The following is an 11,534-nucleotide window of genomic DNA, read 5'->3' as shown; positions in this document are numbered from 1 at the left end:
ACAGCAAGCTTAGGTAAGGCTAATCTTAAGCCTTGCTTGAAAGGCAAGCCTAACCTAAGGAGTTGCACATGCCGGGACCGGTCCTGGCCCGCAGGGGCTTCCTCGCCGCCACGGGCGCGCTGTTGCTGTCGGCCTGCGGCACGGGCGGCGGTGGCAGCGGTGGCGGCGGGCAGGCCACGGCGGGGTCCTCGGCCCCGGCCACCGCCGGGGGAGCGTGGACGTTCACCGACGACCGCGGCAAGAAGATCGAGCTGGCCGCCACGCCCACGCGGGTCGTCGCCCAGGTCGGCGCCGCCGCCGCGCTGTGGGACTTCGGCGTCCGCCCCATCGCCGTCTTCGGCCCGCACAAGCTCAAGGACGGCGCCAAGGACCCGCAGGCGGGCAGCGTCGACATCAGCCAGGTCACCGGCCTGGGCAACGCCTGGGACGAGTTCAACGTCGAGCAGTACATCGGCCTGCGCCCCGAACTGCTCGTGACCGGCATGTACGACAAGGACACCCTCTGGTACGTGCCCGAACGCTCCAAGGACGCGATCGAGCAGGTCGCCCCCACCGCCGGCATCATGCTCACCGGCCGCGGCGCCACCGCGATCATCGGCCGCTACGAGGAGCTGGCCGCCTCGCTCAAGGCCGGAATGGCGGGCGTCGCCGAGGCCAAGGCCAGGATGGCGGCCGCCGGCAAGGAACTGGCCCGGTTCAAGGACCTCAAGGTCCTGGTGATCTCCGCCGGGCCCGACGGCATGTGGGTCGCCAACCCGCCCCACCACCCCGACCTCACCTACGCCGCCGAGCTCGGCCTGAACGTCGTCACCCCCGACAAGGTGGACGAGGCGGGCTTCTTCCAGAGCCTCAGCTGGGAGAACGCCGACGCCTACGCGGCCGACGTGATCCTGCACGACACCCGCACCCAGGCGCTCAAGCCCGAGGAGATGCTCAAGAAGCCCGCCTTCGCCGGGCTGCCCGCGGTCAAGGCCGGGCAGCTCTACGCGTGGCGCGCCGAAGCGCCCTTCAGCTACCAGTCGTACGCGGGGGTCCTGGAGGAGATGGTGGCCAACCTGGCGAAGGCTAGTAAGCTCCCCTGACCTCGACGATCTCGGCGAGCGGGAACTCCAGGTAGTCGCCCGCCTCCTCGCACCACGCGTCCAGCGCGCCGCCGCGCAGCTCGCCGTGGCTCACGGTGGCGGTCAGGCCGCCGGTCAGCGTGATGCCGGCCCGCACGCCCCGGTCGACGACGAAACCGAGCAGTGACTGCTGGGCCGTCGGCAGCCGGGTGGCCATCCTGCCGATCACCGCCCAGGTGCGCCCGCCCTGCTCGGCCGCCGACCGGCTGTCGGCGATCAGGCGGCGGGCGTGCTCCTGCGGGTCGGGGGAGGGCTCGGCGATCACGTGCGGCGCCCGGTCCAGCTCGGCCACCTGGCCGCCCGGCAGCAGGATGAGCTTGCCGCCGTGCGGCTCCTCGGCACGGGTGCGGCGGATGGCGATCTCGCCGGTGTCGGCGACCGGGACCGGCGCGTAACCGTGCTCGCGCAGCGCGGCCAGGGTCCGCTCGGCGTCGGCCGAGGCGACCAGCACCGTCGGGGCGAGCAGCCGCAGCCCCAGCCGCGACAGCCTGCGGTGGGCGGCGATCTCCGCCAGCAGCGACGGGTCGGACGCCTGCACGACGCAGCCGACCGTGGTCACCGTCACCTCGCCGTGCCGCCGCGCCACGTCACGCACCAGGTAGTCGAGCGGCTGCGGGATCGTGCCGACCTCGGCCAGCTCCTCCAGCAGCTCGTCGGCGTCGTAGCCGCGGTCGAGCGCGCGCCGTACGCTCTCGGTGGTGAAACGCCAGACCGAGGCGGCGCCGCGCGACTCGCGCTCGGCCACCCGGTCGAGCAGCGCGGCCAGCTCCGCCGACGGCGGCCCGGTCACCACCGCGGTCAGGTCGGGCCCGAACAGGGCGCTCCTGCGCACGCTCGCCAGCGCCCGGGTGGACGCCTCCACCAGCGCCGGGTCGTGCTCGACGAGCGGCACCGAGTCGTCGCTCTCCTCGCCCGCCCGGTCCGACAGCCCGGCCAGCGCCCGCCCCAGGTCGGTGAGCGCGTCGTTGGCCAGCAGGCCGAGCAGCCGCGCCTCGTCGATCACCGCGGACGCGCACGCGCCCAGCAGCTCGCGGTCGAGCAGCGGGGCGTGCCAGTGCACGCTGGCCACCAGGCCGTCACGGCCGGCGAACGCCGTGCCCGACGGCAGGTGCGCCAGCACCGACAGCACGGCGCGGCGCACCCGCGCCACGGCCGGGCCCGACTGGTCGTCGCCCAGCAGCGTGCCGTAGCGGCCGTCGACCTTGCGCAGCGACGAACGCTCCATCCGCCACCAGGCCGACAGCAGCACCCGCAGCCGGGCCGCGCCCTCGTCGAGCCGCCACCGGTCGAACCGCTCGGTCGGCACCAGCCCGCCCGACGGCTCGTCCCAGGCCAGCAGCCGCGCCACCGCGCAGACCTCCAGCAGCAGCCGGGTCTCGTCCTCGTCGCAGCCCGTCTCCTTGGCCACCCGGCGCACCTCGCGCACGCCGACGCCGCCGGTCTTGAGCAGCGGCAGCGGCGTCTTGGCCGTGTTGTCGAGCAGGGCCGCGCACCGCTCGACGACGTGCGGCGCGGCGAGCGTCATCAGATGGTCGACCTCCTCCGGGTCGACCGGCAGCGTGGGCAGCTCGGGCGCCCGCGCCGCGAACGGCGGACGGTAGCCGGGCCCGCGCAGGCACAGCGCCACCTCGCGCGGCATCTCGGCGACGTGCCAGCTCGGCCGGTAGAGCAGGCCGTGGTCGGCCGACCACTTCTCCGGGGTGCCCGGCGTGACGAACCTGCCGCCGTCGACGTCGCGTACGGGGCCGTCCCAGGCGAAGGCGTCGAGCAGGTCGCGGGTGCCGCCGGGGGCGTGACGCAGCAGCGTCTCCACGCGGGACGGGTCGGCGAGCGCCTCGCTCACCCGGGTGATCGTGCGGCGCTTGTTGGAGTGGGGCGGCAGGCCCAGGTTGCGGGCCAGGGCGCGCAGCGTGTCGGTGCTGATCGTCCAGGAGTTGAGGTAGTGGTCGAGCGGCTCGCCCAGGCCGAGAGGCGTGCTCCACGAGCGCGCCACCGCCTCCGACAGGTGGATCTCGCCGTCGTCGCCCGGCCAGGCCAGCGCGTGGTCGTAGAGGCGGTCGAGCCACGGGCTCAGCTCCGCCGGCTGCCTGCCGAGCAGCCCGGCCAGCCGCTCGGCGGTCGGCCTGGCCGGCACCAGGCAGGCCTCGGCGAGTTGGAGGCAGGGCAGCGGCAGGCGGCGCAGCGCCTCCATGGCGGCGAAGCCGTTGCTCAGGCGCTGGGCCAGCGTGTCGAGCCGGCGCGGCCACGGTGCGGCGATGGCGTCAGGGCGGTTGGACAGGATGCGGCAGAGCCTGTCCTCGTCGAGGGTCCGGAGCCAGCCGAGCAGGTGATCGTCCATCGGTCAGCACTCTCATGGGTCGCGCGTAGGACTCACCGTGAGCCATGACCATCCACGGTAATGCAGATCACACCCGGTCAGGAGAGAACTGCCCAGACGATCTTCCCGTGCGGGGCGAGGGCGGACCAGCCCCAGCGGAGGCTGAGCGACTCGACGATGTGGAGCCCGAGCCCGCCGGGGTCGAGCGGGCCCGGATAGCGGAGCACCGGCACCGAGGTGCCCGGCTCGGTGAACGCGCTGGTCACCAGCGGTCCGCGGCGCACCAGCGACATGTGGACGGGCCGTTCGCAGCGGGGCTCCTCCAGGCGCAGGCCGTGACGCAGCGCGTTGGTGGCCAGCTCGGAGACCACCAGCTCCATGTTGTCGGCCACTTCCGGGAGGTCCCAGGCCGACAGCACCCCGGCGGTGAAACTGCGGGCGGCGTGGACGGACGAGGCGGTGGCGGGGAGCACGAACGTGGCGCTCGAGACAGGGCCGGGCACCAGCAGATCGCGCGCGGCCTCGGGCCACCAGCCGACCGGTGGCCACCAGTCGAACGTGGTCCACAGGCCCGGCGCCAGGGTGGGATGCACGTGATCATTCTGCGACAGACTCTCGTGCAGGTGCAAGAGCGAATGCACGTGCAGACAACTCGTGCAGCCGCTACGGTTGGTCGTCAAAAGGTCAATCAGTGGGAAAGGGGATCTTGTCCGCAGCCCATGATCTATGGGTTGTGAAGTGACAGACTGTGTGGCAAGGAAACGACCAAGGAGCACCACGTGTCCATCGATCCGCCCGGTTCCGGTTCGACCGTTCGGCGCATCATGCTCGGTGCGAGCCTGCGGCGGCTGCGCGAGGAGAGCGGGCTGACCCGCGACCAGGCCGGATTCCACATCCGGGCCTCCGAGTCCAAGATCAGCCGGATGGAGCTCGGGCGCGTCGGATTCAAGACACGTGACGTCGAGGACCTGCTCACGCTCTACGGCGTCGTCGACAACGCCGAACGGCGTGCTCTGCTGGAGATGGTGCGCGAGGCCAACACCCCGGGATGGTGGCACAAATACTCGGCCGAGCTTCCGCACTGGTTCACCACGTACGTCGGCCTGGAGGAAGCGGCCAGCGTGATCCGCACCTACGAGGTGCAGTTCGTGCCCGGCCTGCTGCAGACCTCCGCCTACGCGCGGGCGGTGTTCCAGCTCGGCAACCCCGACCTGTCCGCCGACAAGATCGAACGCCGCGTGCATATGCGCATGCAACGGCAGGAGCGCTTCACCCAGAAGGACGGGCCGCGCCTGTGGGCCGTCATCGACGAGGCGACGCTCAAGCGGACCATCGGCGGCCGAGAGGTCATGGCCGAGCAGCTCCGGCATCTGCTGGAAGTCGCCGCCCTGCCCAACATCACCATTCAGGTGATGCCCTTCAAATACGGCATGCACGCTGCCGAGGGGGGCGCGTTCAGCATCTTGCGGTTTCCCGAGTCCGACCTGTCGGACGTCGTCTACGTCGAACAGCTCTGGGGTGCCCTCTACCTGGACAAACGTGAGGACATCGACCCGTACCTCACCGCCATGGAGCAACTGTGCGTGGAGAGCACCACGCCAGGGGGCACCGTCGAGCTCATCGGCGGCCTTCTCAGAAAGATGTAGATGAACCAGACCTACAACGGCATGCCCGCCACCGACCTCACCCAGGTCGCCTGGCGCAAGAGCCGCTACAGCAACTCGCAGGGCAACTGCGTCGAGCTCGCCGAACTGCCCGACGGGGGCATCGCGGTGCGCAACTCGCGCTTCCCCGACGGCCCGGCGCTGATCTACACCCGCGACGAGATCCGGGCCCTCGTGCTCGGGGTGAAGGACGGGGAGTTCGACGGGCTGCTCGTGTAACAGCCTGTTCACCTCCGGCGGGTTCACGTAACCGAGGCGCGCCGGAGGCGTAACCGGCCGTGCCGCCCGAACCCGGAGGATCGGGTCATGCTTCAGCAGATGACCCTGTACCCGATCGCCGACGACGTGCTGTTCGCGCCTGGGGGCCAGGTCGTGATCCGCACCTACGGCGTCGCGCCGGCGGACACCGGCGGCTCCGTCTCCTACCGCACCTGGGTGACGGGCGTCCGCGACCAGCCGCGCTACTGGCGCTGGGGGCACTTCGAGGACGCCGCCTCCGGCCACCGCCGCGTCCTGGAATGGCTGACCGGCCGGGGGCCGCAGCCCGCCGACGCCCCGGCGGCCTGACGGGGGAGCCGCCCGTCCGGCGCCGGGGACCGCCCTGGCCGGCGTCAGCCGACGGGCGCGTTCCAGGTCGTGATGACCGGTTCGCCGTGCTCCAAGCCCAGCCGCGAGTACGTGCCGGTGTCGAGCTTGAACAGCCGCCCGTCGGCGGGCTCCAGACCGAGCCAGCGGGCCGTCAGCACACGCAGGATGTGGCCGTGCGCCACCACCGCCACCCGACCGCCCGCCTGCCTCGCCCGCGCGATCACCCGGTCGGCCCGCGCGCCCGCCTCGGCGGCGCTCTCCCCGGGATGCCCGGGGGCGCCCGGGATCACGCCGTCACGCCACAGGTACCAGCCGGGCCGCGTCTTCCTGATCTCCGGCGTGGTGATGCCCTCGTAGCCGCCGTAGTCCCACTCCCACAGATCCGGCTCCACCTCGAACCCCGTCAGCCCCGCCAGCTCCGCCGTACGGCTCGCCCGCTGCGCGGGGGAGACCATGACCAGGTCGAACGGGCGCTCCTTGACCAGCGGCCCGAGCGCCCTCGCCTGCTCCTCGCCGCGCGCGGTCAGCGGCACGTCGGTGCGGCCGGTGTGCCTGCCCGTCCGGCTCCACTCGGTCTCACCATGCCTGAGCAACACCATCTCGTCCATGGCACCATCATCCCGGCCCGCCGCGGCCGCGGACCTCCCGGGGCCGCAGGGGGCGCCCCCGGCTCCGTTCCCGCCCGCGGGGCCGCCGTAAGATCGGGGCATGGAGCCAGTGGCGGTGGGGCTGATCGGGGCGGGGCCGTGGGCCGAGATGGCGCACGCGCCGATGCTGGCCGAGAGCCCGCACACCAGGCTCGCCGGGGTGTGGGCGCGGCGGCCGGAGTCGGCCGCGCGGCTCGGCGCGCCGGTGTTCGAACGGGTCGAGGAGCTGTTCGACGCGTGCGAGGCCGTCGCGTTCTGCGTGCCGCCGGACGTGCAGGCCGAGCTGGGCGTGCGCGCCGCCCGCGTGGGCAAGGCGCTGCTGCTGGAGAAGCCGCTCGCCGGCTCGCTGGACGGCGCCAGGCGGCTGGCCGCCGCCGTGGCCGAGGCGGGCGTGCCCAGCCAGATGGTGCTCACCCTCCGCTACGCCGCCGAGACCCGCGCGTTCCTGGCCCGGTGCGCCGAGATCGACCCGTTCGGCGGGCACGCGGCCAACATCTCCGGCTCCCTCATGGGCGACCACCCGTTCGCCACCCCGTGGCGGCTGGAGCGCGGCGCGCTGCTCGACGTCGGCCCGCACGTGATCGACCTGCTCGACGCCGCGCTCGGCCCGATCACCGGCGTGCGCGCCCACGGCGACCCGCTCACCTGGGTGGGGCTGCTGCTGGAGCACGAGGGCGGCGCCGTCAGCGAGGCGTCGCTGTGCCAGGCCGGCGTGGGCGAGCTGCCCCCGTCGAGCTTCGCCGTCTACGGCCGCAAGGGCAGCGCCGTGCTCGCCCACGGCGACGGCGACCCGCTGGCGGCGGTCGCCGAGGAGTTCGCCCGCACGGTCAGGCAGGGCGGCGGGCACCCGCTGGACGCCGCGCACGGGCTGCGGCTCCAGGAAATCATCGCCGAGGCGGAGTCCCAAGTCCGCGCCCTGTGACGCCCCACCCTTGACGTCGCTGTCGTTCTGGGGGGTTGATAGCGTTTGTCCGACGCGCAGTGCTGCAGCGAAGTCCGGTGCGAATCCGGCGCTGTCCCGCAACTGTCATAGCCAGGTCGCCTGCCTCTGCGTGACGTCATCAACCCTCGTGGAAAAGGGTGATCCGTCGCTCTTCGCGGGTCTCTCGGTTCCGTCAGTGTGAAAGGACTACTCGTGAGGCCCGTACGCACGGCCTTCGCGGGCGCGCTGCTGGGAACGCTGCTGCTGGCCGGCTGCGGCCAGACCGGCACGACAGCCACCCCCGCGACCCCCGCCCCCTCCTCCTCCGCCTCGTCCTCCGGCGACGCCTTCCCCATCACGGTCAAGGCGGGCAACGGCGACGTCACCATCGCCGCCAAGCCGCAGCGGATCATCTCGCTGTCGGCCACCCACACCGAGACGCTGTTCGCCATCGGCGCCGGCCCCCAGGTGATCGCCGTGGACGACCGCTCCAACCACCCGGCCGAGGCCCCGAAGACGGACCTGTCCGGCTTCAAGCCGAACGTCGAGGCCATCGTCGCCCAGAAGCCCGACCTCGTCGTCGTCTCCGACGACATCGACCACGTCGTCGCCGAGCTGGGCAAGCTGAACGTGCCCGTCCTGCTGGAGCCCGCCGCCACCAACCTGGACGAGGCGTACGACGAGATCACCGACCTGGGCGCCGCCACCGGCAACCGGGCCAAGGCGGACGAGGTCGTCGCCGGGATGAAGACGGCGATGGCCGAGCTGGCCGCCAAGGCGCCCAAGGCCGACCTCACCTACTACCACGAGCTCGACCAGACGCCGTACGCGGTCACGTCCACGACGTTCATCGGCCAGATCTACGGCATGTTCGGGCTCACCAACATCGCCGACAAGGCGCCCGACGCGGCAGGCGGCTACCCGAAGCTGTCGGCCGAGTTCGTCGCCCAGGCCGACCCCGACCTGATCTTCCTGGCCGACGTGAAGTGCTGCCAGCAGAGCAAGGAGACGCTGGCCAAGCGCCCCGGCTGGAAGAACCTGTCCGCCATCACCGGCGACCAGGTGATCGAGCTGGACGACGACGTCGCCTCCCGCTGGGGCCCGCGCGTCGTCGACCTGGCCCGGGCGATCGGTGACGCCGTCACCAAGGCGGCCGGCCGCTAGTGCGGTCCGCCGAAACGGCGGCCGGGCCGTCCCGCGCCCGGCCGCTCTGGGTGACCGGCGCGCTGGGCGCGCTGGCCCTGTCCATGGTCGCGGGCCTGCTCGGCGGCGCGGCCGACATCTCGCCCTGGCAGGTGGTGGTCCAGGCCGCCGACTGGCTGCCGTTCGTGACCGCCGACTCGGGGCTGTCGCCCGTCGAGCAGGGCCTGCTGTACGAGCTGCGCCTGCCCCGGGTGCTGGTCGCGGCCGTGGTCGGCGGGCTGCTGGCCATCGCCGGGGCCGGCTACCAGGGCGTGTTCAGGAACCCGCTGGCCGACCCGTACCTGCTCGGCGCCGCCGCCGGCGCCGGGCTCATGACGACCGTGGCCATCGTGCTGCTGCCGCAGCTCGCGGCGAGCATCCCGGTGGCGGCGTTCGCGGGCGCGGTCGGCGGCGTGTTCCTCGCCTACGCGCTCGGCAACACCGCCGGACGCTCCGGCGGCACGTCCACGCTGGTGCTGGCCGGCGTGGCCGTCACCTCGTTCCTCACCGCGATCCAGACGTTCGTGCAGCAGTTCAAGGTCGAGGAGCTGCAGCGGATCTACGCCTGGATCCTCGGCGACGTCGGCGGCGGCTGGGAGCAGTTCTGGCTCGTGCTGCCGTACGCCGCCGTCTCCGCCGTGCTGCTGCTCCTGCACGGCCGCATGCTCGACGTGCTGTCGGTGGGCGACGAGGAGGCCGTGAGCCTCGGCGTGCGGGCCGCCCGGGTCCGGTTCACGGTGCTGCTGGCCGCCTCGCTGGCCACCGCCGCCGCCGTCGCCGTCAGCGGGCTCATCGGGTTCGTCGGCATCGTCGTCCCGCACCTGGTGCGCCGCCTGGCCGGCGGCTCCTACCGCAGCGTGCTGCCGCTGTCGCTGATCGTCGGCGCGGCCTTCCTGGTGCTCGCCGACCTCGCCGCGCGCACCGTCATCGCCCCCGCCGAGCTGCCGATCGGCGTCGTCACCATGTTCGTCGGCGCGCCGTTCTTCGTGGCCGTCCTGCGCATGACGCGGAGGACCGCGACATGACGGGCACCCCGGCCATGATCGGCGTCCGCGACCTCTCCGTACGGCTCGGCGACCGCGAGGTGCTGACCGGCGTCGACGCCACCGTACGGCGCGGCGAATGGCTGGCGATCATCGGGCCCAACGGCGCCGGCAAGTCCACGCTGCTCAAGGCCGTCATGGGCGTGCTGGCCCACCGGGGTCAGGTGGACCTCGACGGCCGCTCCGCCGCCACGCTCAAACCGCGCCAGCGCGCCCGGCTCATCGCCTACGCGCCGCAGACCCCGGCCGTGCCGCCCGACATGACGGTCTTCGACTACGCCCTGCTCGGGCGCACCCCGTACATCCCCTATCTCGGCAGGGAGAGCCGCCACGACCGGGAGGTCACCGCGTCCGTCCTGGACCGGCTCGACCTGACGGCGTTCGCCACCCGCAGGGCGGGCGAGCTGTCCGGCGGCGAACGCCAGCGCGTCGTGCTCGCCCGCGCCCTCGCCCAGCAGGCGCCCGTGCTCCTGCTCGACGAGCCCACCACCGCGCTCGACCTCGGCCACCAGCAGCAGGTGCTGGAGCTCGTCGACCGGCTCAGGCGCGCCGACGGGCTGACCGTCGTCACCACGCTGCACGACCTGACCCTCGCCGGCCAGTACGCCGACACCCTCCTGCTGCTCGCCCGGGGCCGCGCCGTCGCCTGCGGCGAACCGGACAAGGTGCTCACCGAGCCGCTCGTCGGCGAGCACTTCGACGCCCATGTCATGATCGAGCCGGGCCCCGGCGGGCGGCCCGTCGTGCACCTCGTCAGGGGAGGACCGTGAAGCTCAGCTACCGGGTCGAGGAAGGCGTCCGCCTCGGGTCGCTGCTCTGGGAGTTCGGGCCCGGCTGGCGGATGATCTCCTCGGCCATGCTCGGCGGCGGCATCGGGCCGCGCTCGTGGGTGCTCAACGCCCAGGTCGTCGCCGGCTACTCGCGCACCGACCCGGTCGAGCACCTGACCTCGCTCGGCCCCACCGGCGACGGCGTCGGCATGATGACCGCCGCCTCCGTCGACCGCTACAGCGAGGCCCGCGACGGCGGCGTCCACGCCGTGGCCACCGTCGGCCTGCGCGTTCCCACCTGGGCCGCCGCCCCCGAGGGCGCCGCCGACCCCGAGCTCGCGCCCATGCGCGTCGGCACGATCAACATCCTGGCCGTCGTGCCCGTCGCGATGACCGACGCCGCCCTGGTCAACGCCGTCATGACGATCACCGAGGCCAAGACGCAGGCGCTCGCCGAGACCGGCTACGCGGGCACCGGCACCGCCTCCGACGCCGTCTGCCTCGCCGTCCCCGCCACCGGGCCCGAGGAGCTGTTCGGCGGCCCCCGCTCCGAGTGGGGCGCCCGCCTCGCCCGCGCCGTCCACGCCGCCGTCCGCCACGGCGCCGAAGCGTGGCGGCCCTGGGACGGAAAGTGACCGGATCCGGGTAAGTACCATGTCGGTGAAGGGGAGAGCCGCGATACTGAGTGGGTGACCGCGATGGCGACCGAACCGACGACCGCGCGCACGGTTCTTCCGGGCGCGCCGCCGTTCAGCGTCGACGACCTGCTCAAGTTCCCCGACGACGGGAATCGCTACGAGCTCTTCAACGGGAGCCTTCTGGTGAGCCCTGCCCCCAACTCGCTGCATCAGCTCGCCGCCACCCTCATCACGGACATCCTGTTGAGAGCGGCGCCGCCGGACCTGATCCCCCTGGCGACGATCAACCTGCGTGTCAGCGACACCGACTACTACATCCCCGACCTCGCGGTCGTGCCCCGGGAGCTCGCCAGGGCCGGTCAGCTGGAGTTCTCGCCCCAGCACGTCCGGCTCGCCGTGGAGCTGGTCAGCCCGAGCACCAAGACGAGGGACCGGGCGACCAAGCTGGAGGCCTACGGAGCCGCCGGGATCCCCGTCTACTGGCGGGTGGAGCTGGACGAGGGGCCGGCCCTCTACGCGTACGAGTTCGACGGCGACTCCTACGGCCGGGCCGCCGTGCACAAGGCCGGGCGCTCCGCGTCTCTGTGGGCGCCCTACCCGGTGACCTTCGACCCCGCCGACCTGATCGCGTAACGAAGGGGG

13 protein-coding genes are annotated in these 11,534 nt (G+C 72.9%); 10 read left to right on the top strand and 3 right to left on the bottom strand.

Annotation, left to right across the window (positions count from 1 at the left end; genetic code table 11):
• Positions 1 to 68 precede the first annotated feature (68 nt).
• Positions 69 to 1,082: an ABC transporter substrate-binding protein gene (locus AB0J53_RS16680; protein ID WP_219501700.1), complete on the top strand. Its 1,014-nt coding sequence runs from the start codon at positions 69 to 71 to the stop codon at positions 1,080 to 1,082.
• Here AB0J53_RS16680 and AB0J53_RS16675 read toward each other — a convergent pair.
• On the bottom strand, positions 1,066 to 3,459 hold the full coding sequence (locus AB0J53_RS16675; protein WP_364172766.1) for a helicase-associated domain-containing protein: 2,394 nt from the start codon (positions 3,457 to 3,459) through the stop codon (positions 1,066 to 1,068). The genes AB0J53_RS16680 and AB0J53_RS16675 overlap by 17 nt on opposite strands.
• Before the next feature lie 77 nt (positions 3,460 to 3,536).
• The gene (locus AB0J53_RS16670) at positions 3,537 to 4,031 is read right to left on the bottom strand and encodes an ATP-binding protein (RefSeq protein WP_364172763.1); all 495 of its coding nucleotides are present in this window, start codon (positions 4,029 to 4,031) and stop codon (positions 3,537 to 3,539) included.
• A 231-nt stretch (positions 4,032 to 4,262) separates the two neighbouring features.
• On the opposite strand from AB0J53_RS16670, the gene AB0J53_RS16665 reads away from it, so the two are divergent.
• From AB0J53_RS16665 to AB0J53_RS16655, 3 genes are all read left to right on the top strand, one after another.
• Positions 4,263 to 5,084 carry a helix-turn-helix transcriptional regulator gene (locus AB0J53_RS16665; protein WP_219501936.1) on the top strand — a complete coding sequence of 274 codons (822 nt, stop codon included), beginning with the start codon at positions 4,263 to 4,265 and terminating at the stop codon, positions 5,082 to 5,084.
• Complete coding sequence (locus tag AB0J53_RS16660) at positions 5,085 to 5,321, top strand: DUF397 domain-containing protein (RefSeq protein ID WP_049559738.1); 237 nt, start codon at positions 5,085 to 5,087, stop codon at positions 5,319 to 5,321.
• 87 nt (positions 5,322 to 5,408) lie between these two features.
• Positions 5,409 to 5,669, top strand: coding sequence for a hypothetical protein (locus AB0J53_RS16655; RefSeq protein WP_219501696.1), 261 nt, complete (start codon positions 5,409 to 5,411; stop codon positions 5,667 to 5,669).
• Positions 5,670 to 5,713: 44 nt separating this feature from the next.
• Here the strand turns inward: AB0J53_RS16655 and AB0J53_RS16650 are convergent, their stop codons facing one another.
• Positions 5,714 to 6,298 (bottom strand): histidine phosphatase family protein, encoded by a 585-nt coding sequence (locus AB0J53_RS16650; RefSeq protein WP_219501695.1) that lies wholly within the window; start codon positions 6,296 to 6,298, stop codon positions 5,714 to 5,716.
• A gap of 100 nt (positions 6,299 to 6,398) precedes the next feature.
• Here AB0J53_RS16650 and AB0J53_RS16645 point away from each other — a divergent pair, with 100 nt between their 5' ends.
• The 6 genes from AB0J53_RS16645 (at position 6,399) to AB0J53_RS16620 (ending at position 11,525) form a co-directional block, all read left to right on the top strand.
• Positions 6,399 to 7,259, top strand: a complete 861-nt coding sequence (locus AB0J53_RS16645; protein WP_364172758.1) for a Gfo/Idh/MocA family oxidoreductase — start codon at positions 6,399 to 6,401, stop codon at positions 7,257 to 7,259.
• Positions 7,260 to 7,472: 213 nt separating this feature from the next.
• Positions 7,473 to 8,423, top strand: a complete 951-nt coding sequence (locus AB0J53_RS16640) for an ABC transporter substrate-binding protein (RefSeq protein ID WP_364172755.1) — start codon at positions 7,473 to 7,475, stop codon at positions 8,421 to 8,423.
• Positions 8,424 to 8,506: 83 nt separating this feature from the next.
• Positions 8,507 to 9,466: an iron ABC transporter permease gene (locus tag AB0J53_RS16635; protein WP_219501935.1), complete on the top strand. Its 960-nt coding sequence runs from the start codon at positions 8,507 to 8,509 to the stop codon at positions 9,464 to 9,466.
• Positions 9,463 to 10,254, top strand: coding sequence for an ABC transporter ATP-binding protein (locus AB0J53_RS16630; RefSeq protein WP_246644267.1), 792 nt, complete (start codon positions 9,463 to 9,465; stop codon positions 10,252 to 10,254). Before AB0J53_RS16635 ends, AB0J53_RS16630 begins: the two co-directional genes overlap by 4 nt.
• Positions 10,251 to 10,889 (top strand): adenosylcobinamide amidohydrolase, encoded by a 639-nt coding sequence (locus tag AB0J53_RS16625; RefSeq protein ID WP_357586374.1) that lies wholly within the window; start codon positions 10,251 to 10,253, stop codon positions 10,887 to 10,889. Before AB0J53_RS16630 ends, AB0J53_RS16625 begins: the two co-directional genes overlap by 4 nt.
• Positions 10,890 to 10,952: 63 nt before the next feature.
• Complete coding sequence (locus tag AB0J53_RS16620) at positions 10,953 to 11,525, top strand: Uma2 family endonuclease (RefSeq protein ID WP_364172751.1); 573 nt, start codon at positions 10,953 to 10,955, stop codon at positions 11,523 to 11,525.
• Positions 11,526 to 11,534: the final 9 nt, after the last annotated feature.

Origin of the sequence: Nonomuraea sp. NPDC049725 (genome assembly GCF_040674795.1) — a bacterium.
Taxonomy (GTDB): domain Bacteria; phylum Actinomycetota; class Actinomycetes; order Streptosporangiales; family Streptosporangiaceae; genus Nonomuraea; species Nonomuraea ceibae.
This window is presented reverse-complemented; position numbering and strand designations above follow the sequence as displayed.

What these genes read in the sequence shown, in the direction of transcription:
- AB0J53_RS16680 (WP_219501700.1), top strand. Translation starts at nt 69, where the DNA reads ATGCCGGGACCGGTCCTGGCCCGCAGGGGCTTCCTCGCCGCCACGGGC.
- AB0J53_RS16675 (WP_364172766.1), bottom strand. Translation starts at nt 3,459, where the DNA reads ATGGACGATCACCTGCTCGGCTGGCTCCGGACCCTCGACGAGGACAGG.
- AB0J53_RS16665 (WP_219501936.1), top strand. Translation starts at nt 4,263, where the DNA reads ATGCTCGGTGCGAGCCTGCGGCGGCTGCGCGAGGAGAGCGGGCTGACC.
- AB0J53_RS16660 (WP_049559738.1), top strand. Translation starts at nt 5,085, where the DNA reads ATGAACCAGACCTACAACGGCATGCCCGCCACCGACCTCACCCAGGTC.
- AB0J53_RS16655 (WP_219501696.1), top strand. Translation starts at nt 5,409, where the DNA reads ATGCTTCAGCAGATGACCCTGTACCCGATCGCCGACGACGTGCTGTTC.
- AB0J53_RS16650 (WP_219501695.1), bottom strand. Translation starts at nt 6,298, where the DNA reads ATGGACGAGATGGTGTTGCTCAGGCATGGTGAGACCGAGTGGAGCCGG.
- AB0J53_RS16645 (WP_364172758.1), top strand. Translation starts at nt 6,399, where the DNA reads ATGGAGCCAGTGGCGGTGGGGCTGATCGGGGCGGGGCCGTGGGCCGAG.
- AB0J53_RS16635 (WP_219501935.1), top strand. Translation starts at nt 8,507, where the DNA reads ATGGTCGCGGGCCTGCTCGGCGGCGCGGCCGACATCTCGCCCTGGCAG.
- AB0J53_RS16630 (WP_246644267.1), top strand. Translation starts at nt 9,463, where the DNA reads ATGACGGGCACCCCGGCCATGATCGGCGTCCGCGACCTCTCCGTACGG.
- AB0J53_RS16620 (WP_364172751.1), top strand. Translation starts at nt 10,953, where the DNA reads ATGGCGACCGAACCGACGACCGCGCGCACGGTTCTTCCGGGCGCGCCG.